The sequence below is a fragment of the Deinococcus sp. LM3 genome (assembly GCF_002017875.1).
Classification (GTDB): Bacteria; Deinococcota; Deinococci; order Deinococcales; family Deinococcaceae; genus Deinococcus.
In genome coordinates this window covers 808,197-828,743 of the sequence record NZ_MUFV01000001.1, presented here as the reverse complement: position 1 = coordinate 828,743, position 20,547 = coordinate 808,197, and the positions used below count along the sequence as shown (strand labels likewise).

Sequence of the window (20,547 nt, the reverse complement as noted above, 5' to 3'; positions counted from 1 at the left end):
CGTTCTGATTTCCGTGCAGACGCCGCATTCCCCTCTGCTGCGCCCCGAGGTTCCCCCGCATGATCCGCACCGAACACCCCACCACGGACACCCTGGACCTCGCGGCCATCCGCGCGCGGCACACGCTGCTGCTGCTGGACCTGCTGTGGAACGGGGACCTGGCACGGGTGGACATCGCCCGCGAACTGGGCCTGTCGCGCAGCGCCATCAGCTCCATCGTCACGGAACTGATCAGCGTCGGACTGGTGCAGGAAGTCGGGACGCGCGGCAGCGGCGGCGTGGGGCGGCGCGCGACCCTGCTGAACCTCAACACCCGCGCCGCCGCCCTGCTCGCCATCGACCTGGGCGCCAGCCACGCCCGCGTGGACGTGCTGGACCTGCACTGCCACACTCTCTCCAGCCTGACCGTCCCGCACGACATCGTCAGCGGCCCGCAGGCCACCTACACCCTGCTCGGCGCCCTGAGCGCCCAGGCCATGCGCGCCGCCGGCATCCAGAGCGCGCAGGTCGCCCTGGTCGGTATCGGCGTGCCCGGACCGGTCGACCACGACACCGGCCGCGTCGTGCAGCCACCCAACATGCCCGGCTGGGACGGCGAGAACATCCGCGAGGCCCTGCAGAACCTGCTGCACCTCGAAGTCCTCGTCGACAACGACGCCAACCTGGGCGCCCTCGCCGAGGCCCGCTTCGGCGCGCACCGGGGCACGCAGGACCTGATCTACGTCAAGGCCGCCACCGGCATCGGGGCCGGCGTGCTGCTCGGCGGCCGCCTGCACCGGGGCGCGCGCGGCGGCGCCGGCGAGATCGGTCACATCAGCATCAACGAGCAGGGACCGGTGGGCCGCAGCGGCAACCCCGGCAGCCTCGAAAGTTACGCCGCCGCGCAGGTGCTCGTGGCGCTGGCCCGCTCCCGGCGGGCGGCCGGCGCGCCCAGCCAGCTGCCGGAACCCATCACCCTGGAAGGCCTGCTGGCGCACGCGAACACCGACCCGCTGGCCCGCGCCGTCTGGGAGGAAGCCGGGCACCACCTGGGCGTCGCCATCAGCACCACCCTGAACCTGTTCAACCCGCAGGCCGTGGTGATCGGCGGGCGGCTCGCACAGGCCGGCGAGGTGCTGCTCGGCGCCATCCGCGCCAGCGCGCAGGGCCGCACCATGCGCATCAACGTGGACCGCGCCCGCATCGACCTGGGCACCCTTGGCGTGGACGCCGGCGTGCGCGGGGCCGGCGCCATGATGCTCGACTCGCTGTTCACCCCGCGCGGCCTGCCGCACCTGTACGGCATCGCCCGCATGGCGCAGAACACCCGCGACATCGGCGAGGCCTCCGCCAGCCGCGCCCCACCGGCCGGCCCGTCCCCACCCCGCCCCGCCGAGCGCACCACCCACCCCCCGACCCGTCCCGTTTCTCACGGAGGAACACCATGAAAAAAGCACTGCTGATCGCCGCCGCCCTCGCCGTCACCACCAGCGCCTCTGCCGCTGGCAAGCTCGAGATCTTCTCCTGGTGGTCCGGTGACGAGGGTCCCGCCCTGGAAGCCCTGGTCAAGCTGTACAAGGCCAAGTACCCCACGGTCGCGGTGGACAACGCCACCGTCTCCGGCGGCGCCGGCACGAACGCCAAGGCCGTCCTGAAGACCCGCATGCTGGGCGGCACGCCCCCCGACTCCTTCCAGGCGCACGCCGGTCAGGAACTCATCGGCACCTGGGTCGTCGCCGGGCGCATGGAAGACCTGAGCAGCCTGTTCAAGAGCGAGGGCTGGGACAAGGCCTTCCCCAAGGACCTGCTGAAGCTGATCAGCACGAACGGCAAGCCCTGGAGCGTGCCCGTGAACGTGCACCGCAGCAACGTCATGTGGTACAACCCCGCCAAACTGAAGGCCTGGGGCGTCACCGTGCCCAAGACCTGGCCCGAATTCCTCAAGACCTGCACCACCCTGAAAGCCAAGGGCGTGGCCGCGCCGCTGGTCGTCGGCGAGAACTGGACCCAGCAGCACCTCTGGGAGAGCGTCATGATCGGCACGCTGGGCGCCGCCAACTGGGAGAACCTGTGGGCCGGCAAGCTGAAGTTCACGGACCCCAAGGTCGTCGCGGGCTTCACCACCTTCGGCAAGGTCATGGACTGCGCCAACAAGGACGCGTCGGGCCTCAGCTGGCAGCAGGCCAGTGACCGCATCATCGACGGCACCAGCGCCTTCAACGTGATGGGCGACTGGGCCGCCGGGTACTTCACGACCACCAAGAAACTCGCCCCGAACACCGGCTTCGGCTGGGCCGCCGCCCCCGGCACCACCAAGACCTTCGTGATGCTCGCCGACTCCTTCGGCCTGCCCAAGGGCACCAAGAACCGCGCCGAGGCCATCAACTGGCTGAAACTGATGGGCAGCAAGGCCGGCCAGGACGCCTTCAACCCCCTGAAAGGCTCCATCGCCGCGCGCATCGACAGTGACCTGAGCAAGTACAACACCTACGGCAAGAGCGCCGCCGCCGACTGGAAGAGCAACAAGATCGTCGGCAGCCTCGTCCACGGCGCCGTCGCCCCCGAAAGCTTCATGAGCGCCTTCGGCGCCGTGATCGACCAGTACGTGTCCAGCCGCAACAGCGCCGGCGCTGCCGCCGCCGCGCAGCAGCTGGCCGTGCGCGCCGGCATCGGCAAGTAAAGCAAGTCAGCGGTGCGCGGAGCGCGGGACGCGGTGAACAACCGCGCGCCGCTTCCCGCGCACCGCATCCTGTGAAAGGAGGCCCACCATGAAAGGCCTGAGTAAAGATCGCCTGTGGTCCATGGCCGTGCTGGCCCCCAGCGTCATCCTGATCGCCGTGTTCGTGTACGGCTTCATCGCGCGCAGCGTGTACGTCAGCATGACCGACTGGGGGAACGATCCAGCGCAGGCCCTCGCCCTCGACCCCATCATCCGCTGGGTGGGACTGGCCAACTACCAGGAACTGTTCACCGGATTCCTGCAGGGCCGGTTCCGTCAGGAACTCGTGAGCACCATCTTCTTCACGGTGTTCTTCATCCTGGGCTGCCTGGGCCTGGGCCTGGGCCTGGCGCTGATCCTGGACCGCAACCCGAAAGGGGAGGGACTGTGGCGCACCATCTTCCTGTTCCCCATGAGCCTGTCGTTCATCGTGACCGGCACCATCTGGCGCTGGATGCTGCAACCCGGCGGCGGCGTGAACCAGGCCCCGACCCTGCTGGGCGGCGAGGCCAGCACCTTCGGCTGGCTGAGCAGCACCGACGCCATCCTGAAATTCGACTGGAACAGGCTGCCGCTCCTGACCGCCGGGGTCGTGGGCGTGGTCCTGATCGTCCTGGCGGTGCGCGCCGCCCGCAGCGGTGACCGCACCCGCACGCTGGTCGCGGGCGCCTGCGCCGCGCTGCTGCTGGGCTGGGCGCTGCTGATCGGCCCGAACGTGAAGATGCTGCCCGCCCCGGAACTGCACGGCTTCAACCTCGCGCTGATCGGCATCATCATCGCGGCCGTGTGGCAGATGAGCGGCTACACCATGGCCCTGTACCTCGCGGGCCTGCGCGGCATTCCCGAGGAACTGCGCGAGGCCGCCAAGGTCGACGGCGCCAGCGACCTGAGCCTGTACCGGCACGTGATCTTCCCGCTGCTGGCACCCATCAGCCTGTCGGCCATGATCGTGCTGGGCCACATCAGCCTCAAGATCTTCGACCTGGTGTACGCCATGGCCGGCCCGGACAACATCTCGACCAGCGTCCCGGCGCTGAACATGTACCTGACCAGCTTCCGGCAGAACCAGTTCGCGCTGGGCGCCGCCATCGGCACCATCCTGCTGATCCTTGTGGCGTTCGTGATCGTGCCGTACCTCTCGTCCCAGTTCCGCTCCGAGGAGGGTCACGCATGACCGCCACACCCGCCAAGGCCGCCGCTGCCGCGCCCATCACGCCCCGCCGTCCCGTCCAGCCGGGCCGGGTCCTCATGTACGCGCTGCTGGTCGTCGCGGCGCTGTTCTTCCTGGTGCCGGTGTACCTGCTGTTCGCCACCGCCCTGAAAAGCCCGGACGCGATCAACCTCGCCACCACCTGGCACTGGCCGGCCGCGCTGAACTGGGCGAGCTTCAGTGAAGCGTGGGGCAAGATCGGCGGGAACATGCTCAACAGCCTGTTCCTGGCCGTGGTCGCCACGCTGCTGAGCGCCATGCTGGGCAGCCTGAACGGCTACGCCCTGAGCAAGTGGAAGTTCCGGGGCGCCAACACCCTGTTCGCGCTGATGCTGTTCGGGATGTTCATTCCGTACCAGGCGGTGCTGATCCCGCTGTTCCAGTTCATCAAGGAACTCGGCCTGTACGGCAGCATCTGGGGACTGATCCTGGCGCACGTCGTGTACGGCATTCCGATCACGACCCTGATCTTCCGCAACTTCTACGCCGACGTGCCCGACGCGCTCGTCGAGGCGGCCACCATCGACGGCGCGGGCTTCTGGGCCATCTACCGCCTCGTGATCTTCCCGATCAGCATCCCCGGTTTCGTGGTCGTGATCATCTGGCAGTTCACGCAGGTCTGGAACGAGTTCCTGTTCGCCGCCACCCTGACGAACACCACCAGCCAGCCGGTCACGTACGCCCTGTCGCAACTGGCGGGCGGGCAGGCCGTCAGCTGGAACCTGCCGATGGCCGGCGCGATCCTGGCGGCGCTGCCCACCCTGCTGGTGTACATCCTGCTGGGCCGTTACTTCGTGCGCGGCCTGCTGGCCGGGTCCGTCAAGGGCTGATCCTTCCCGCGCCCCCCGTCGTCCCCCAGCCCTGCGCGGCGCGGGGGACGCTTCCGTACCGGCCTCTGTAGTTTCTGCCGCGCCGGGAGCCGGAGGCGCGCGGTACACTCGGGGAACTTCATGACGACTACAGAGACCCTGAACGTGTTCGTCGTCGCCGCAGATCCGGGCCGCGCCCTGCAACTGCGGCCGCTGCTGGCGCGAGCGGACGTGCATCACATCGCGGACGCCGAGACGCTGCTGCGCGAGTCGCACGTGACGGTGCCGGACGTGGCGCTGCTGTACACCAGCACGCCCGGCGTGCCGCTGCATCAGGTGCTGCCCATGCTGCGCCAGCGCGCCGAACTGAGCGGCACGCAGTGGCTGGCGGTCGGCACGCAGGGCCTGGGCGAGATGCTGGCCGCCGGCGCGGACGCCCTGATCAGCGACGGCACGCCCCCCGAGGCGCTCGCCCTGCAGGTGCGGACCATGCTGGGCCGCGCGCAGCAGCACCGCGAATCCCTGACGCGCGTGGCGAGCCTGCAACGCCGCATGGACACCTGGGAACACGAGGAGCGCGTGCGCGACCAGCTGGTGCACATGCTCGTCCACGACCTGAAGAACCCCATCGCGGCCGTCATGGGCCTGATCGAGATCGTGCAGGACGACCCGCGCGTTCCCGAGGACAACCGCGAACTGCTGAAAGTCGCGCACGACGAGACGCAGCACCTGCTGCACCTCGCGGCGAACATGCTGGACGTCCGCAAGATCCAGGCCGGAAAGATGAACCTGAAACGCGAACTGATGTTCACGCCCATGTTCCGCGAGGTGATCGAGCAGGCGCGCGGCGACGTGGGCAGCGGCCTGCGCGACCGGCACGTACGGGTCGAGATCGAAGCGGACCTGAGCCCCGCGAGCGCCGACCCGGAAATCCTGCGGCGGGTGCTGGCGAACCTGATCAGCAACGCCCTGAAACACACCACGACCGGCGGCGTGATCACCCTGATGGTCCGGGGCCTGCCGGACGGCGTGCAGATCGTGGTCCGCGACGACGGCGAGGGCATCCCCGAAGAGGACATCCCCAACCTGTTTGCGGCGTTCGAGCAGTCCCGCCTGACCCTGCACGGCCGTTTCGATACCGGCATGGGGCTGGCGTTCTGCAAACTGGCCGTCGAGGAACACGGCGGGTCCATCCGCGTGGAATCCGAGCGGGGCAAGGGCGCGACGTTCATCTTCACGCTGCCGTCCCTGGAAGACAACGAGGACGACGACTTCGTGGAACTGGTGTAACCGGGCTGGTGTCATCGGGCTGGTGTCATCGGGAAGGCGGCCGCTCATACGGACTCCGATTGAAGGGGCTGCAAAGGCCCTTCAATCCGAGCGGATGCGAGAAGGAGAGAAACGGGTTCCGGGCGTGGAGTTGGCAACCCGGCGCCCTTCCGGGTTGTCAGCGAAACAGACGGAATCCGTATCAGGGCACCCCGGCCAGGGCTGGACCGCTGGCGTACAGGTCGATGTCCAGGCCCGCGCCGAGCGCCGCCAGTCGGCTGAGGTCTTCCCGCCCGATCGGCGCGCCCCACATCTGTTCCGCGTAGCCGCAGTACCCGACCGTGACGTTGATGTCGCAGGCGTCCCCCAGCGCCCGGATGCGCGGCGCGGCCTCCTGCGTCAGGTCCAGCAGTCGGGTCAGTTTGTCCTCGAACTCACCGGGTCGGTCACCTTCGGGGCAGAGGGTCCAGCGGGTGAACGTCCGGCGTGATGGGTGGCGTCCGGGTCGTGCCCAGGCGTCTCCGACACTGTAGGCGTCCGTGGGTTCCAGGCCCGTGGTGCGGGTGATGTCTTCGGCCAGCAGGGTCTCGCTGACGATGGACAACGCTACCCGCGCGCGTGCTGAAGCTCGCGCACCCAGGACCTTCCAGCCGTCCGGCGTGTCCAGCACAATGATCACGAGGAAATAGTCCTCGCTCTGCGGCCTGAAGTGCACCTGATGCACGTCACCGTCCATCAGGACGCCGTGGACGAGCGGTTCGCCGTCGGCGTGTTCGAGAACGTGCGGGGCGAAGAACTGTGTGGTGGTGGCGCAGGTCGGTGAGCGGAGTTCTGCGAGGGCGGCCTGCTCGGCGGTCGGTCGGGGTGCGGGCATGTGGGATGACCATACCTGTCCCTGACGGGGGCGGGGTTGGCTGTTTGTGCCTGCATGTCGTGTGAACCGTGATAAAACAGGGTGTACCAACAGTTCAGAAGTGCAGTTCGTTTCAGGATTTCTCTTTTTTTCCAGAACCTAGTGCCGTTTTTCACGAGCAGTGTGGAGTGGAACGCGGCGCAGACGCAGAAAGGAGACCGACCATCGAATACGCCAACTTCGTCATCATGCTGCTCGTCGCGCTCGGCATCGGCATCGTCGCCGTACTTGCCAGCGCCCTCCTCGGCCCCAAGAAGGCCAGCCGCGCCAAACTCATGGCCTACGAAAGCGGCAACGACCCCGAAGGCGGCGGCGTCGGCACCGGACAGCGCTTCCCGGTGCACTTCTACCTCGTGGCCATGCTGTTCATCATCTTCGACATCGAAACCGCCTTCTTCTACCCCCTGGCCGTCGCCTACCAGAAACTCATTCCCTTCGCCTTCTTCGAGGCCATCACCTTCGTGCTGCTGCTGCTCGTCGGGTACGTCTACATCCTGAAGAAGAAGGTGCTGGAATGGGCCTGACGCACGCCAGAAGCAGAAGGCAGATGGCAGATGGCAGATGGCCCGCAGTCTTCAGGCCATCAGCCATCTGCCATTGGCCCCAACCGGAGGTCGCCCCATGCCGCTGAAGGAACTGTTCGAGAAGGACTGGCAGGAACTGGAGTCCGAGGGTGTGCTGTTCTCCAGCCTGGAGAAGCTGGTCGCGTGGGGCCGCAGCAACAGCCTGTGGCCCGCGACGTTCGGGCTGGCGTGCTGCGCCATCGAGATGATGAGCTCCACCGACGGTCGTAACGACCTCGCCCGCTTTGGCAGCGAGGTGTTCCGCGCGTCGCCCCGGCAGGCGGACGTGATGATCGTCGCCGGCCGCCTGAGCAAGAAGATGGCGCCCGTCATGCGCCGCGTGTACGACCAGATGCCCGACCCCAAGTGGGTGATCAGCATGGGCGCCTGTGCCAGCAGTGGGGGCATGTTCAACAACTACGCCATCGTGCAGAACGTGGACAGCGTGGTCCCGGTGGACATCTTCGTGCCCGGCTGCCCCCGCGACCCGAGGCGCTGATCTACGCCGTCATGCAGCTTCAGAAGAAGGTGTGCGGCGAGGCCTTCGATCAGCTGGGGCATCAGCTGCCCATGGTGGACGCATGGACCCGCTGAACCCCACCGGTGCCAGGCCCATGGGCCGCGAGGGCGCCGCGCAGTCCAGCGCCAGCGCCGCGCCGGTCGTCACGCCCGCCCCACCGGCCCCGGCCGCACCCAGCCGCGACGTGAGCCCCCTGATCCGCGAACTGGGCCTGACCGAGGACCACGCCGCCGAACCCACCGCGCTCGTCACCCCGGACGACCTGCTGCGCGTCGCCCGCGCCCTCAGGGAACGCGGCTTCATGCTGATGGACACCGTCGGCCTGGACTACAGCACCTACCCAGAACGCCGCCCCAAGCGCTTCGCCGTGCTGCACAACATCTACCAGCCCCGCGACCACCGCCGGCTGTTCCTGCGCGTCTGGCTGGACGACGGCGAACCCCTGGCCAGCCTGTACCCCGTCTGGCGGGCCGCCAACTACCTGGAACGCGAGGTGTACGACCTGATCGGCGTGCCCTTCACCGGCCACCCCGACCTGCGTAAAGTCCTCACGCCCGACGACCTGGAAGGGCACCCGCTGCGCAAGGACTTCCCGCTGGGCGAGACGCCCACCCTGTTCCGCGACGGCCGGTTCCTGGACCCCGCCGCCTTCCGCGCCGGCCTGACCGGACAGACCGGCGGCCTCACCGGCTACCGCGGCGAACTGAGGCGCGGCCAGGGTGACGACCGCACCCCACCTGTCATGCCGGAAGGAGGGCCGAAATGAGGTTGATGGTCGACAGGAACCAGTTGATGGAACAGGGGCAGTCTGCCCTGCTTGCTTCCATCACCCATCACCCATCACCCATCACCCGCACCGGAGGTGCGCCGTGACCACCGCCCCCGAACGCCCCGCCGCGCCTGCCGAAGGGCAGATGCACACGCAGATCATGAGCCTGAACGTCGGCCCGCAGCACCCCAGCACGCACGGCGTGTTGCGGCTCGTGGTGGACATGGACGGCGAGGACGTCGTGAAAGTCACCCCGCACATGGGGTACCTGCACACCGGCTTCGAGAAGACCTTCGAGAACCGCACGTACCAGCAGGGCGTCACGTACGCGCCCCGCACCGACTACCTGCACTGCTTCGGGCATGAACTCGCGTACGTCCTGAGCGTCGAGAAACTCCTCGGGGCGGACGTGCCCGAGCGCGCCACGACCGTGCGCGTCATCCTGCACGAACTCGGACGCATCCACAGTCACCTCGTGTTCGTCGGCACCGGCCTGCTCGACCTGGGCGCCCTGACGCCGTTCTTCTACGCCTTCCGCGAGAAAGAAGCCCTGCAGGACCTGTTCGAGGCGGTGTGCGGCTACCGCATGAACCAGGGGTACTTCCGGGTGGGCGGCCTCAGCCGCGATATTCCCGACGACTGGGCGCCCCGCGTCGAGAAATTCCTGGATCAGATGGAACGCGGCGTCACCGAGTACACCACCCTGTTCGCGCAGAACCCCATCTTCCTGGACCGCGCCAAGGGGGTCGGTGTGATCCCGCCCGACGTGGCCCTGGACCTGGGCCTCACCGGACCTAACCTGCGGGCCAGCGGCGTGCCCCTCGACCACCGCAAGGACAATCCCTACTGCGGCTACGAAACCTACGACTTCAACGTCATCACCAGCCCCGACGGGGACAGTCTGGCGCGATTCAACATGCGCCTCCTGGAATTCGGCGAGAGCATCAAGATCGTGCGGCAGGGCCTGAAACGCCTCAAGCCCGGCCCGGTCAAGGACCCCAACCGCAAGATCAGCCTCCCGCCCCGCCCGGAACTCGAGACGAGCATGGAGGCGGTCATCCACCACTTCAAACTCGTCACCGAGGGCTTCCATCCGCCGCTGGGCGAGGTATACGTGCCGGTCGAGAGCGCGCGCGGCGAGGTCGGCTACTACATCGTCAGCGACGGCGGTTCCATGCCGTATCGCGTGAAGATCCGCGCGCCCAGCTTCGTGAACCTCCAGGCCCTCGAATATGCCTGCGTCGGCGTGCAGTTCGCCGACCTGATCACCATCCTGGCAACCATCGACCCCGTGCTGGGCGACGTGGACCGGTAAGGAGTCCTCACCTTGACGTATTTCGAAAACAGACAACCACTGGTGGCGGATATTTTCAGCCGTTACCCGGATTCGCCGCAGGGCCGCCGCTCGGCGCTGATGCCGCTGCTGCGCGAGGTGCAGGACGCAGAGGGCTTCGTGTCCGAATCTCGCATGGCCGAGATCGCGGCGTTGTGCGGCACGACGGCGACCGAGGTGCGCTCGGTCATGAGCTTCTACTCCACGTACCACACGGTTCCGACCGGGCGGTATCACCTGCAGGTGTGCTCCACGCTGATGTGCGCGCTGGCCGGGTCGGACGAGCTGTGGGATCACCTGGTCGAGACGCTGGACGTGCAGCCAGGTGAGGTCAGCGCGGACGGGCGGTTCAGCGTGCAGAAGGTCGAGTGCCTGGGCTCGTGCGGCACCGCGCCGATGATGCAGATCAACGACGACGGGTACTACGAGAACGTGGGGCCGGGTAAGTGCGCGCGGATTCTGGAGTCGCTGCGAAACGACCTGCAACCGCTGCCGGACAACCCGGTGCCGGTCACGGTGGGCGCGGACGGGCGGCAGGTGCTGGCGAACGGGCAGGCGGTCGGGTCGAGCGTGACGGGCCTGCACCGCCTGCCCGGACAGGCCGGAGGTGACGCGTGACCGTCACCGCCCCCACGCCGCCCAAACCGATCACCAGCGCGAAAGACCCACGCTTCGCGCCGACGCTGTACGCCCACGTTGGGCAGGCAGAAAGCTGGACGCTCGCGTACTACCGCGAGAACGGCGGGTACGAACCAGTCAAACGTGCCTTTGCGATGGGGCCGGACGCCGTGATCGACGAGGTGAAGAAATCCGGCCTGCGCGGGCGCGGCGGCGCGGGCTTCGCGACGGGCCTGAAGTGGTCGTTCATGCCTCTGAAGGACGGCAAGCCGCACTACATCATCTGCAATGCCGACGAGTCCGAACCGGGCTCCTTCAAGGACCGCTACCTGCTGAGTGAGGACCCGCACCAGCTGATCGAGGGGATGATCATCGCCGCGTACGCCATGCGCGCCTCTGTGGGCTACATCTACATCCGTGGTGAGTACGTGCATGCCGCCGAGCGCGTCTGGGCCGCCATTCACGAGGCCCGCGCGGCCGGGCTGCTGGGGCAGAACATCCTGGGCAGCGGCTTCGACTTCCAGCTGTACGTGCACCGGGGCGCCGGGGCGTACATCTGCGGCGAGGAAACCGCGCTGATGAACTCGCTGGAGGGCCTGCGCGCCAACCCGCGCCTCAAACCGCCCTTCCCGGCGGCGGCGGGCCTATACGGGCTGCCCACCACCATCAACAACGTCGAGACCTTCTGCGCCGCCACGCAGATCCTGCGCTACGGCGCGGACTGGCACGCGGGCATGGGCACCGAGAAGAGCAAGGGCATGAAACTCTTCCAGGTGTCGGGGCCAGTCGCGCGGCCCGGCGTGTACGAACTGCCGCTGGGCACCACCTTCCGCGAACTCATCTACGACTGGGCAGGCGGCCCCCTCGAGGAGATGAAGGCCATCATTCCCGGCGGCAGCAGCTGCCCCATGCTGCCCTGGACCGACGCCATTCTCGACACGCCCATGGATTACGAGGCGATTGCCGCCGCCGGCAGCATGCTCGGCACCGGCGGCGTGACCCTGATCCCGAAGGCGGACTGCATCGTGAACGCCACCTGGAACCTCGTGCGCTTCTACGGCCACGAAAGCTGCGGCAAGTGCACCCCCTGCCGCGAGGGCATCAGCGGCTGGATGACCCGCATGTACCAGAAACTCGTCACCGGACGCGGGCAGCCCGGCGACGTGCAACTCATCCTCGACATGAGCGACAACATCGGCGGCCGCTCCTTCTGCGCGCTGGCCGACGCCTGCCTCGGCCCGGTCCTGAGCTCCATCAAACTCTTCCGCGAGGAATACGACGCGCTGGCGACGACGCAGCAGCCGCTGTACCCCGCGCGCAAACGTTGGAAGGACGCGTGAACGGGCAGATGGCATATGGCAGAAGGCAGATGGTGAAGATGACGACGGATTTGATCCCTGGCCTTCAGCCTTCAGCCTTCTGCGCCGACCGAAGGGAGGCCCTGTGAAAGTTCATGTGGATGGAATCGAAGTCGAACTCCCGGCCGGTACCAGCGCCATCGACGCGGTGTTCTCGTCGGGGGGTGACGTGCCGTACTTCTGCGCGCACAAGTATTTAAGTCCGGTGGGCGCGTGCCGCATGTGCCTCGTGGAGTCCGGCTCGCCCCGCAAGAACCCGGACGGGTCGTTCGTGATGGAGGGCGAGGGGGACGCGGCCACGCCGAAGATCTTCTGGTTCCCCAAGCCGATGGCGTCCTGCACGATGCAGGCGACCGAGGGCATGCACATCCGTACCGCGAAAACCAGCGAGGTCGTGGCGAAGGCGCAGGCGGGCATGATGGAATTCACGCTGCTGAACCACCCGCTCGACTGCCCCACCTGCGACAAGGGCGGCGCGTGCGAGTTGCAGGACCGCGCGTTCGAGTACGGGTACGGCGCCAGCCGTTTCGGCTTCGACCGGCGCCATGCGGACAAGCACTACCCGCTGTCTGATTTCGTGATTCTAGATCAGGAACGCTGCATTCACTGCAAGCGGTGCGTGCGGTACTTCGAGGAGGTGCCGGGCCAGGAGGTGCTGGACTTCATCGAGCGGGGTGGGCACACCTTCATCGACACGCAGGAGGGCGGGCTGCCCACGGGCTTCTCGGGGAACATCACGGACATCTGCCCGGTGGGGGCGCTGCTGGACAACGTGGCGCGCTTCCGGGGCCGCAACTGGGAGTACGACCACACGCCCACCACCTGCACGCTGTGCCCGGTCGGGTGCTCGATCACGGTGGACGCCCGCAACGGCCGCCTGGAACGCATCGTGGCGGGCGAGAACCGCGACGTGAACGAGGCGTGGATCTGCGACGCGGGCCGCTTCGGGCACGTGTTCGCCAGCGAGGAGCGCCTGACCACACCCCTGATCCGCGACGAGGACGGGCAACTGGTTCCGGCCACCTGGGACGCCGCCATCGACGCCATGAAGCGCGGCTTCTCGGGCATGCGCACGGCAGACGTGGCGCTGTACCTGGGCGCGGACAGCACCCTGGAGGAGGGCGCGGCGCTGGAGGCCCTGGCCGCCGCGACGGGTGCGCGCAGCGTGGATCACTCCCCCCGCTACGAGGTGAGCGTGACGGCGCCGCAGGCGACCCTGACGGACGTGGCGACCGCCGACGCCGTCGTGGTGATCGGCGCAGACCTGGGCGAGGAAGCGCCCGTGCTGGAACTGCGCATCCTGGAGATGCTGCGCGGCGGCCTGATCCCGCCTGAGTTCGCGCACGGGACGGCCATCGCGGACCTGCGCCTCGTGGAACGCCCCGCCCGGAGGCCCGAGCGGCTGGCCGTGATCGGCCAGGAGAGCCGCCTGTGGGCGCACGCCGGGCACCGCGTCAGCGCGAATGGCAGGGGCGCCCTGGCCCGCCTGACCCACCCGGACACCGATGAACTCCGGGCCGTCCTGGCACTGCTGGAGGGCGCCGAGCGGCCCGTGATCATCCTGGGCGCGGACGTCCTGAACGGCGCGAGCGGGTCGTTCAGCGCGAACCTGTCGGACCTCGCCGCCCGGACCGGCGCGAAGGTCATCGCCATTCCCGCCGCCGCGAACAGCCGGGGGCTGGGGGCGCTGAACCTCGTGCCGCGCGCGGGTGGCCTGCCGCTCTCGCGGGCGCAGGAGGCACCTGCGGCGTTCATCAGTCGCCTGGACCCCGGCGTGCGCGCCGCCGGGTTCACGGTCGTGCACGACACGCACCTGACCACCACCGCCCGACTGGCGGACGTGGTCCTGCCCGCCCTCACGAACTACGAGAAGCGCGGCACCGTGCAGAACCTCGAAGGTCGCCTGCTGCCGCTGCACCCGGCCGCCATCCGCAGCGGTGAGGCCGCCGACCTGATCCGCACCCTGGTCGCCCTGGCCGAGGCGCTGGGCGTGAAGGCTCCCGCCCGCGGACTGCGCGGCGCACACGCGCTGCTGGCCGACCGGGTGGGCCTGAACCTGACCGACCTGCCCGCACGCGGCGCGCTGCACACCTTCCACCAGACCTTCGCGGCGCCCGCCGCGCCGCACACGCCGAAACTCTGGACGGAGCGCATGCACGCCCGGCGGCTCACCTGGGTGGACCGCATCGAGGAGCTCGTGCAGGGCGACTGGCAACTGCCCGTGGCGCCCGCCGCGCCGCCCGCCCGCGCCGGAGGGGACGACTGATGCCGGACCTCATCGCCACCCTGCTGATCTCGCTGCTCAAGGCCGTGCTGGTCGTCCTGGCCCTCCTGACCACCTTCGCGTACATGACCCTGATCGAACGCCGACTGCTGGGCCGCATGCAGCTGCGCCCCGGCCCGAACCGCGTGGGTCCCATGGGCCTGCTGCAACCCGCCGCCGACGCCATCAAGAGCATCTTCAAGGAAGACGTGACCGTCACGCTGGCCGACAAGCTGGTGTACACCCTGGCGCCCATCATCGCGATCGGCATGGCCCTGACCGCCTTCGGCGGCATTCCGGCCGGTCCCGCCGGGAGCCTGTTCGGCGAGAACCCCTGGGTGTACAGCCTGGACGCCGGGATTCTGGCGCTGCTGGCCCTGACCTCCATGGGCGTGTACGGCATCTTCCTGGGCGGCTGGGCGTCGGGCAGCAAGTACCCGATGCTGGGCGCGCTGCGCTCGAGCGCGCAGATGATCAGTTACGAACTCGGCATGGGCCTGAGCATCCTGGGCCTGCTGATGATCGTCGGCACCACCTCCTTCCAGGGCATCGTGGGCTGGCAGGCGCAGAACGGCGTGCTGCTGCTGTTCCAGTCGCTGGGTTTCGCGCTCTTTCTCATCTCGTCGTTCGCGGAGGTCAACCGTACGCCCTTCGACCTGCCGGAAGCCGAGCAGGAGATCGTCGCCGGGTACCTCACCGAGTACTCCGCCATCAAGTGGGCGCTGTTCCAGATGGCCGAGTACGTGAACATGATCACCGCGTCCGCCGTCATGGCCACTCTGTTCTTCGGCGGCTGGAAAGGCCCGCAGATCCTGAACGCCGTCATTCCCGGCATGTCCGACTGGCCGATCGTGTGGCTGGTCGCCAAGATCGCGTTCTTCCTGTTCCTGTTCATCTGGGTGCGCGGCACCCTGCCCCGGCTGCGCTACGACCAGCTGATGCGCTTCGGCTGGAAACTGATCCTGCCGCTGGCCCTGGCGAACACCGTCATGACCGCCGCGTTCCTGGCGTTCCGCGGCACCGGCGGCCTGTGGTTCCTGGGCGTCCTCAGCCTCGCCGGACTGCTGGCCCTGCTGATCATGAGCGACCGCGTGCGCGTCCTGTGGAACCAGCCCACCGTGCGCCGCCCCGAGAGCGAAGCAGTCCGCGCCGGAGGCGACTGATGAGGGGGTGCGCGGTGCTGGAGCCGCAGCCTGTCTCCCACCCACTGCCCACTTTCCACTCCCCACTTCCCACCCACAAAGGAGCCACACATGGGCGTTCTTGAGATTGCCAGGGGCATGGGCGTCACGCTGGGGAAACTGTTCCAGAAGCCCGTGACCGTCAGTTACCCCGAACAGCGAGCCACGCTGCAACCCCGCTTCCGGGGACGGCACGTCCTGACCCGCCACCCCGGTCAGCGCCCCGGCGAACTGGGCCTGGAAAAGTGCATCGGCTGCTCGCTGTGCGCCGCCGCCTGCCCCGCCTACGCCATCTACGTGGAGGCCGCCGAGAACGACCCGGCCAACCCCACCGCGCCCGGCGAACGCTACGCGAAGGTGTACGAGATCAACATGCTGCGCTGCATCTTCTGCGGCATGTGCGAGGAAGCCTGTCCGACCGGCGCGGTCGTCATGGGCAACGAGTTCGAGATGGCCGACTACCGCGCGGGCGACTTCGTGTACGCCAAGGAAGACATGCTGGTCGGCGTGACCGGCAGCCTCCCGCAGCGCCGCGAGGCCGCCCGGAGCGGGAAACCCGTGCGGCTGGGCTTCCAGCTCGAGGGGCAGCCCCGCGCGGAACTGGAAGGAGTGAAGTACCCGTGAGAGTCGATGGTCGATGGTTGAAAGTTGATGGTTGTCCTGCGCCCCGCGCCCCGCGCACGGCGTCCTTCCCGTGTCCCACTCCCCACACCCCACTCCCCGTGGCCGGAGGCCGCCCATGATGCTGGCGTTCATCCTGCTGGGTGCGCTGGCGATCGTGGGCGGCGTGATCACCATCGCGGCGCGTAACGCGGTGCACGCGTCGCTGGGGCTGGTGGGGACGCTGCTGTGCGTGGCGGGTCTGTTCGCCACGCTGAACGCGTCGTTCCTGGCGGCGACGCAGGTGATCGTGTACGCGGGCGCGGTGATGGTGCTGTTCCTGTTCGTGATCATGCTGCTGAACGCCAACCAGCCGGTCACGTCGCGCGACCCGGTGCCGTACGTGCGGGAACTCGCCGGGATCGGCGGCACACTTCTGGCCGGGGCGTTCGTGGTGCTGGCGTTCACGTTCAGGGATCCGCGCCCGCTGGCCGAGGGGGCCGAGGCGCTGCGCGGCGGCACGGCGATGGTGATGGGGGAGACCCTGCTGACCCGTTTCCTGCTGCCGTTCGAGGCGGTCAGTGTGCTGCTGCTGGTGGCGATCGTGGGGTCGGTGGCGCTGGTGCAGCGCCCGGCCGCGCAGCCGGACGGCGTGCCGGATGAACTGGAAGAACCGCTGGTCACGGCACGTGAGGAACGGGTCGCCGCGCCGCGCGGGGCCGCCCCGGCGCTGATGCAGGCCGCTCAGGACGGGGAGGTGCGTGCCTGATGGTGCCCACCACGTACTACCTGGCGCTGTCCGGGATCCTGTTCGCGCTGGGCATGATCGGCGTGCTGACCCGCCGCACCGCGATCATGGTGTTCCTGAGCGTGGAACTGATGCTGAACGCCGCGAACATCGCGCTGGTGGCGTTCGCGCGCTCCTGGGGCGACCCGACCGGTCAGACGGCCGTGTTCATCGTGATGACGCTGGCCGCCGCCGAGGTGGCGATCGGTCTGGCGATCATCGTCGCCATCTTCCGTAAACGCGAGACCACCAACGTGGACGACCTCGCGGCGTTGAAAGGCTGAGTGCTCATGGAGAGTCTTCCTGCTCTGTACCTGCTGCCCCTCCTGCCCCTGCTGGGCTTCACGGCCCTGATGGTGCTGCCCCGGCTGTTCCCCGGCAAGTCCGGGGGGTGGCTGGCGACCGGTCTGGTCGGCGCGGCGTTCGTCGTGGCCGTCATCCGTTACCTGAACCAGGGGGCCGCCCCCGCCCACGAGCTGCTGTGGACGTGGCTGCCGAACATGGCCCTGAACGCGAACCTGTCGGTGGGCTTCTGGCTCGATCAACTCTCGGCCCTGATGGCGCTGATCATCACGGGCGTGGGGTTCCTGATTCACCTGTACTCGATCTCGTACATGGGGCACGACCCGAAGTTCACGCGCTTCTTCGCGTTCCTGAACTTCTTCGTGGCGATGATGCTGATCCTGGTGCTGGCCGACTCGTACCCGCTGATGTTCGTCGGGTGGGAGGGCGTGGGCATGGCGTCGTACCTGCTGATCGGCTTCTGGTTCAGTGGCCGGAACAGCGAGGCCAGTGACGCGCAGGTCCGTGCCGCCAGTGACGCGGAGGCGGTCAGCAACTCCAACGCCGCGCGCAAGGCGTTCATCATGAACCGCATCGGGGACCTGGGCTTCATGCTGGGCATGTTCCTGCTGTTCAAGCTGTACGGCACCCTGAGCATCCCCGAACTCGCCGAGCGGGTCGAGGGCGCGCAGGTTGCGCAGGCGGGCATCGAACTGGCCTGCCTGTTCCTGCTCGTCGGCGCGGTCGGCAAGAGCGGCCAGCTGCCCCTGACGACCTGGCTGCCGGACGCCATGGCGGGCCCCACGCCCGTCTCGGCGCTGATCCACGCGGCGACCATGGTCACGGCCGGCGTGTACCTCGTGGCGCGCAGCCACTTCCTGTATGACCTCGCCCCGAACGCCAGCACCTGGGTGGCGTGGGCGGGCGGCCTGACCGCGCTGTACGGCGCGCTGTCGGCGCTGAACCAGACGGACATCAAGAAGATCCTGGCGTACTCCACGGTGTCGCAGCTGGGGTACATGTTCCTGGCGGTCGGCCTGCACGCCTACTCGGCGGGCGTGTTCCACCTGCTCACGCACGCGTTCTTCAAGGCGCTGCTGTTCCTCGCGGCGGGCGCTGTGATCCACGCGCTGCACGACGAGCAGGACGTCCGCCGGATGGGTGGCCTGCATAAATTCATGCCGTTCACGCACCTCGTGTCCGTGGCGGGCGTGCTGGCGATCGCCGGGATTCCTATCTGGAGCGGCTTCTTCTCCAAGGACGCCATCCTGGCCTCCGCGTACGAGCAGAACACGGCGCTATACCTGATCGGGCTGGGCGTGGCACTCCTGACCGCCTTCTACATGGGCCGCTGGTACTTCCTGGTGTGGCGCGGCGCGTACCGTGGGCACGGCCACCCGCACGAGGCCGACACCCTGACGAAGATCCCGCTGGGCGTGCTGGCCGCGCTGGCGACCCTGGCGGGCTTCCTGAACATCCCCACCTTCCTGGGTGGCAAGCACGCCTTCGACGACTACATCGGGCGGGCCGTGCCGCTGCACGCGCACGAGATTCCCGTCAGTACCGAGTGGCTGCTGACCGTCCTGGCCGTGCTGGCGGGCGTGATCGGGCTGGGCTGGGCGTTCCTGGCGCACCGCGCCGGGCGGCTCGCCAGCGGCCCGCTGGGCGCCGTCAGCTCGAACGCCCTGTACCTGGACGCCCTGTATGACGGCGTGATCGGCAACCCCAGCCGCGCCGTCGCGGGCGCGCTGGACACCGTGGACCGCGGCACCGACAGTGCCCTGAGCGGCATTGCCCGCAACGCCAGCGGCCCCGGCGGGCTGTTCACGCTGTGGCAGAGCGGCTTCGTGCGCGCCTACGCGGTCAGCATGCTGCTCGGCACGGCCGGCATCATCGGCTACTGGGCCCTCAAGACCATTGGAAGTGGCGCATGACCTTCACCGACTGGCTCCCCACCCTCATGATCTTCCTGCCGCTCCTGGGCAGCCTGCTGTTGCTGGTCACCCCGAAAACCTTCCGGGACGAGGTGGCGGGCTTCATCGCCGCCCTGACGCTCGGCGCGGGCCTCGCCATCTGGCGCGGTGGCGGCTCCGAGCTGTTCCGCTGGGACTGGATTCCGCCGCTGGGCATCACCTACTCGGTGCAGCTGGGCGGCGTGAGCCTCGCGCTGGCGCTCGTCACGGCGTTCATGTCCTTCATCGCGATCCTGTACGCCGCGCGCCGCATTCCCAACCCCGGCCCCATGCTCTCGCTGATCCTGGCGATGGAAACGGGTCTGATCGGCATCTTCGCCGCGCAGGACCTGCTGCTGTTCTACGTGTTCTTCGAGGACGCCCTGATTCCCGCTCTGCTGATGCTGGCCATCTACGGCAAGTCCGGTCGCATGGCGGCCCTCACGAAATTCGCGGCCTACACGCTGTTCGGTAGCCTGCTGATGCTGGTCAGCATCATCGGCGTGCGCTACATCGGCGGCAGCCCCACCTTCGCCATGACCGACCTGAAACAGCACCTCGTGCAGGGAAGCGCGCAGACGTGGCTGTACCTGGGCTTCCTGGCGGCCATGGCCGTCAAGCTGCCGCTGTGGCCCATGCACGCCTGGCTGCCGGACTTCCACGAGCAGAACCACGACAGCGGCATCCCCGACGTGATGGGCACCCTGTACAAGGTCGGCGGGTACGGCCTGTTCACCTTCGCCATCCCGCTGTTCCCGGACGCCAGCCTGGAACTGCGTCCCATCCTGATGGGACTGGCCGCCTTCACCGCGCTGTACGCCGCCTGGATCGCCTTCGGGCAGACCGACTGGAAACGCCTGCTCGCCTACGCGGGCCTCAGTCACATGGGCTTCGTGGCGCTCGGCGTGTTCTCACTGAACGAGACGGCCGTGATCGGCGCGATGTACCTGCTGGCCTTCCAGAACCTGTACACCGGCGCGCTGTTCCTGTCGGTCGGGATGCTTCAGGAACGCATCGGCAGCCTGGACACCCGCGTGGGCGGCGTCATGACCCAGGCGGGCGCGCTGGGCGGCCTGACCATGGCCCTGTGGTTCGCCAGCATCGCCGTGCCCGGCATGGCCGGCTTCATCGGGGAGTTCAGCATCCTGCTCGGCGCGTACCAGGTCTCGCCGTGGCTGGCGTTCATCGCGGGTGTCACCACCATCGGCGCCGCCGCGTACGCCCTGACCGCCTTCCAGACGACCTTCTGGCAGGCCCGGCCCGCCGGGTCCGTCGCCGTGCGCGACCTCGTGCATACCGAGTGGCTGATCCTGGCGTTGCCGCTGGCGGTGCTGGTGCTGTTCGGCGTGTACTCGGCGCCCGCCCTGAACCTCATGCAGCCCGCCGTGCGCGCCGTCCTGACCGCCCTGGGAGGCAACTGAC

18 protein-coding genes and 1 pseudogene are annotated in these 20,547 nt (G+C 68.3%); 18 read left to right on the top strand and 1 reads right to left on the bottom strand.

Annotation, left to right across the window (positions count from 1 at the left end):
* Positions 1-59: 59 nt before the first annotated feature.
* The 5 genes from BXU09_RS03815 (at position 60) to BXU09_RS03795 (ending at position 6,007) form a co-directional block, all read left to right on the top strand.
* Positions 60-1,427 (top strand): ROK family protein, encoded by a 1,368-nt coding sequence (locus BXU09_RS03815; protein WP_078300682.1) that lies wholly within the window; start codon positions 60-62, stop codon positions 1,425-1,427.
* On the top strand, positions 1,424-2,659 hold the full coding sequence (locus BXU09_RS03810) for an extracellular solute-binding protein (RefSeq protein ID WP_055362421.1): 1,236 nt from the start codon (positions 1,424-1,426) through the stop codon (positions 2,657-2,659). Before BXU09_RS03815 ends, BXU09_RS03810 begins: the two co-directional genes overlap by 4 nt.
* Before the next feature lie 88 nt (positions 2,660-2,747).
* Positions 2,748-3,872 carry a sugar ABC transporter permease gene (locus BXU09_RS03805; protein ID WP_055362411.1) on the top strand — a complete coding sequence of 375 codons (1,125 nt, stop codon included), beginning with the start codon at positions 2,748-2,750 and terminating at the stop codon, positions 3,870-3,872.
* The gene (locus BXU09_RS03800; RefSeq protein WP_078300681.1) at positions 3,869-4,738 is read left to right on the top strand and encodes a carbohydrate ABC transporter permease; all 870 of its coding nucleotides are present in this window, start codon (positions 3,869-3,871) and stop codon (positions 4,736-4,738) included. The genes BXU09_RS03805 and BXU09_RS03800 overlap by 4 nt, the downstream gene beginning before the upstream one ends.
* A gap of 120 nt (positions 4,739-4,858) precedes the next feature.
* On the top strand, positions 4,859-6,007 hold the full coding sequence (locus tag BXU09_RS03795) for a HAMP domain-containing sensor histidine kinase (RefSeq protein ID WP_078300679.1): 1,149 nt from the start codon (positions 4,859-4,861) through the stop codon (positions 6,005-6,007).
* Positions 6,008-6,188: 181 nt separating this feature from the next.
* Here the strand turns inward: BXU09_RS03795 and BXU09_RS03790 are convergent, their stop codons facing one another.
* Positions 6,189-6,860 (bottom strand): DUF4279 domain-containing protein, encoded by a 672-nt coding sequence (locus BXU09_RS03790; protein ID WP_078300678.1) that lies wholly within the window; start codon positions 6,858-6,860, stop codon positions 6,189-6,191.
* A 227-nt stretch (positions 6,861-7,087) separates the two neighbouring features.
* Between BXU09_RS03790 and BXU09_RS03785 the strand changes: the two genes are divergently transcribed.
* From BXU09_RS03785 to BXU09_RS03725, 13 genes and pseudogenes are all read left to right on the top strand, one after another.
* Positions 7,088-7,423 (top strand): NADH-quinone oxidoreductase subunit A, encoded by a 336-nt coding sequence (locus BXU09_RS03785; protein WP_055362422.1) that lies wholly within the window; start codon positions 7,088-7,090, stop codon positions 7,421-7,423.
* Between the two features lie 97 nt (positions 7,424-7,520).
* Positions 7,521-8,056: pseudogene (locus BXU09_RS03780) on the top strand (NADH-quinone oxidoreductase subunit B family protein).
* Positions 8,044-8,748 carry an NADH-quinone oxidoreductase subunit C gene (locus tag BXU09_RS03775; RefSeq protein WP_276205830.1) on the top strand — a complete coding sequence of 235 codons (705 nt, stop codon included), beginning with the start codon at positions 8,044-8,046 and terminating at the stop codon, positions 8,746-8,748. The pseudogene BXU09_RS03780 and the gene BXU09_RS03775 overlap by 13 nt, the downstream one beginning before the upstream one ends.
* Before the next feature lie 148 nt (positions 8,749-8,896).
* A complete protein-coding gene (gene nuoD / locus BXU09_RS03770) occupies positions 8,897-10,066 on the top strand; it encodes an NADH dehydrogenase (quinone) subunit D (RefSeq protein WP_078304708.1) in 1,170 nt (389 codons plus the stop codon).
* Between the two features lie 12 nt (positions 10,067-10,078).
* The gene (gene nuoE / locus BXU09_RS03765; protein WP_078300676.1) at positions 10,079-10,702 is read left to right on the top strand and encodes an NADH-quinone oxidoreductase subunit NuoE; all 624 of its coding nucleotides are present in this window, start codon (positions 10,079-10,081) and stop codon (positions 10,700-10,702) included.
* Positions 10,699-12,042, top strand: a complete 1,344-nt coding sequence (nuoF, locus tag BXU09_RS03760; protein ID WP_078300675.1) for an NADH-quinone oxidoreductase subunit NuoF — start codon at positions 10,699-10,701, stop codon at positions 12,040-12,042. The genes nuoE and nuoF overlap by 4 nt, the downstream gene beginning before the upstream one ends.
* 103 nt (positions 12,043-12,145) lie before the next feature.
* Entirely contained in the window at positions 12,146-14,326 is a 2,181-nt protein-coding gene (nuoG, locus tag BXU09_RS03755) for an NADH-quinone oxidoreductase subunit NuoG (protein ID WP_078300673.1), read from the top strand.
* Positions 14,326-15,486, top strand: coding sequence for an NADH-quinone oxidoreductase subunit NuoH (gene nuoH, locus BXU09_RS03750; RefSeq protein ID WP_078300672.1), 1,161 nt, complete (start codon positions 14,326-14,328; stop codon positions 15,484-15,486). The genes nuoG and nuoH overlap by 1 nt, the downstream gene beginning before the upstream one ends.
* Positions 15,487-15,576: 90 nt before the next feature.
* On the top strand, positions 15,577-16,128 hold the full coding sequence (gene nuoI / locus BXU09_RS03745; RefSeq protein WP_055362416.1) for an NADH-quinone oxidoreductase subunit NuoI: 552 nt from the start codon (positions 15,577-15,579) through the stop codon (positions 16,126-16,128).
* A 115-nt stretch (positions 16,129-16,243) separates the two neighbouring features.
* Positions 16,244-16,873, top strand: coding sequence for an NADH-quinone oxidoreductase subunit J (locus BXU09_RS03740; protein WP_078300670.1), 630 nt, complete (start codon positions 16,244-16,246; stop codon positions 16,871-16,873).
* The gene (gene nuoK / locus BXU09_RS03735; RefSeq protein WP_055362417.1) at positions 16,873-17,175 is read left to right on the top strand and encodes an NADH-quinone oxidoreductase subunit NuoK; all 303 of its coding nucleotides are present in this window, start codon (positions 16,873-16,875) and stop codon (positions 17,173-17,175) included. The genes BXU09_RS03740 and nuoK overlap by 1 nt, the downstream gene beginning before the upstream one ends.
* A gap of 6 nt (positions 17,176-17,181) precedes the next feature.
* A complete protein-coding gene (nuoL, locus tag BXU09_RS03730) occupies positions 17,182-19,107 on the top strand; it encodes an NADH-quinone oxidoreductase subunit L (protein ID WP_078300669.1) in 1,926 nt (641 codons plus the stop codon).
* On the top strand, positions 19,104-20,546 hold the full coding sequence (locus BXU09_RS03725; RefSeq protein ID WP_078300667.1) for an NADH-quinone oxidoreductase subunit M: 1,443 nt from the start codon (positions 19,104-19,106) through the stop codon (positions 20,544-20,546). Before nuoL ends, BXU09_RS03725 begins: the two co-directional genes overlap by 4 nt.
* Position 20,547: the final 1 nt, after the last annotated feature.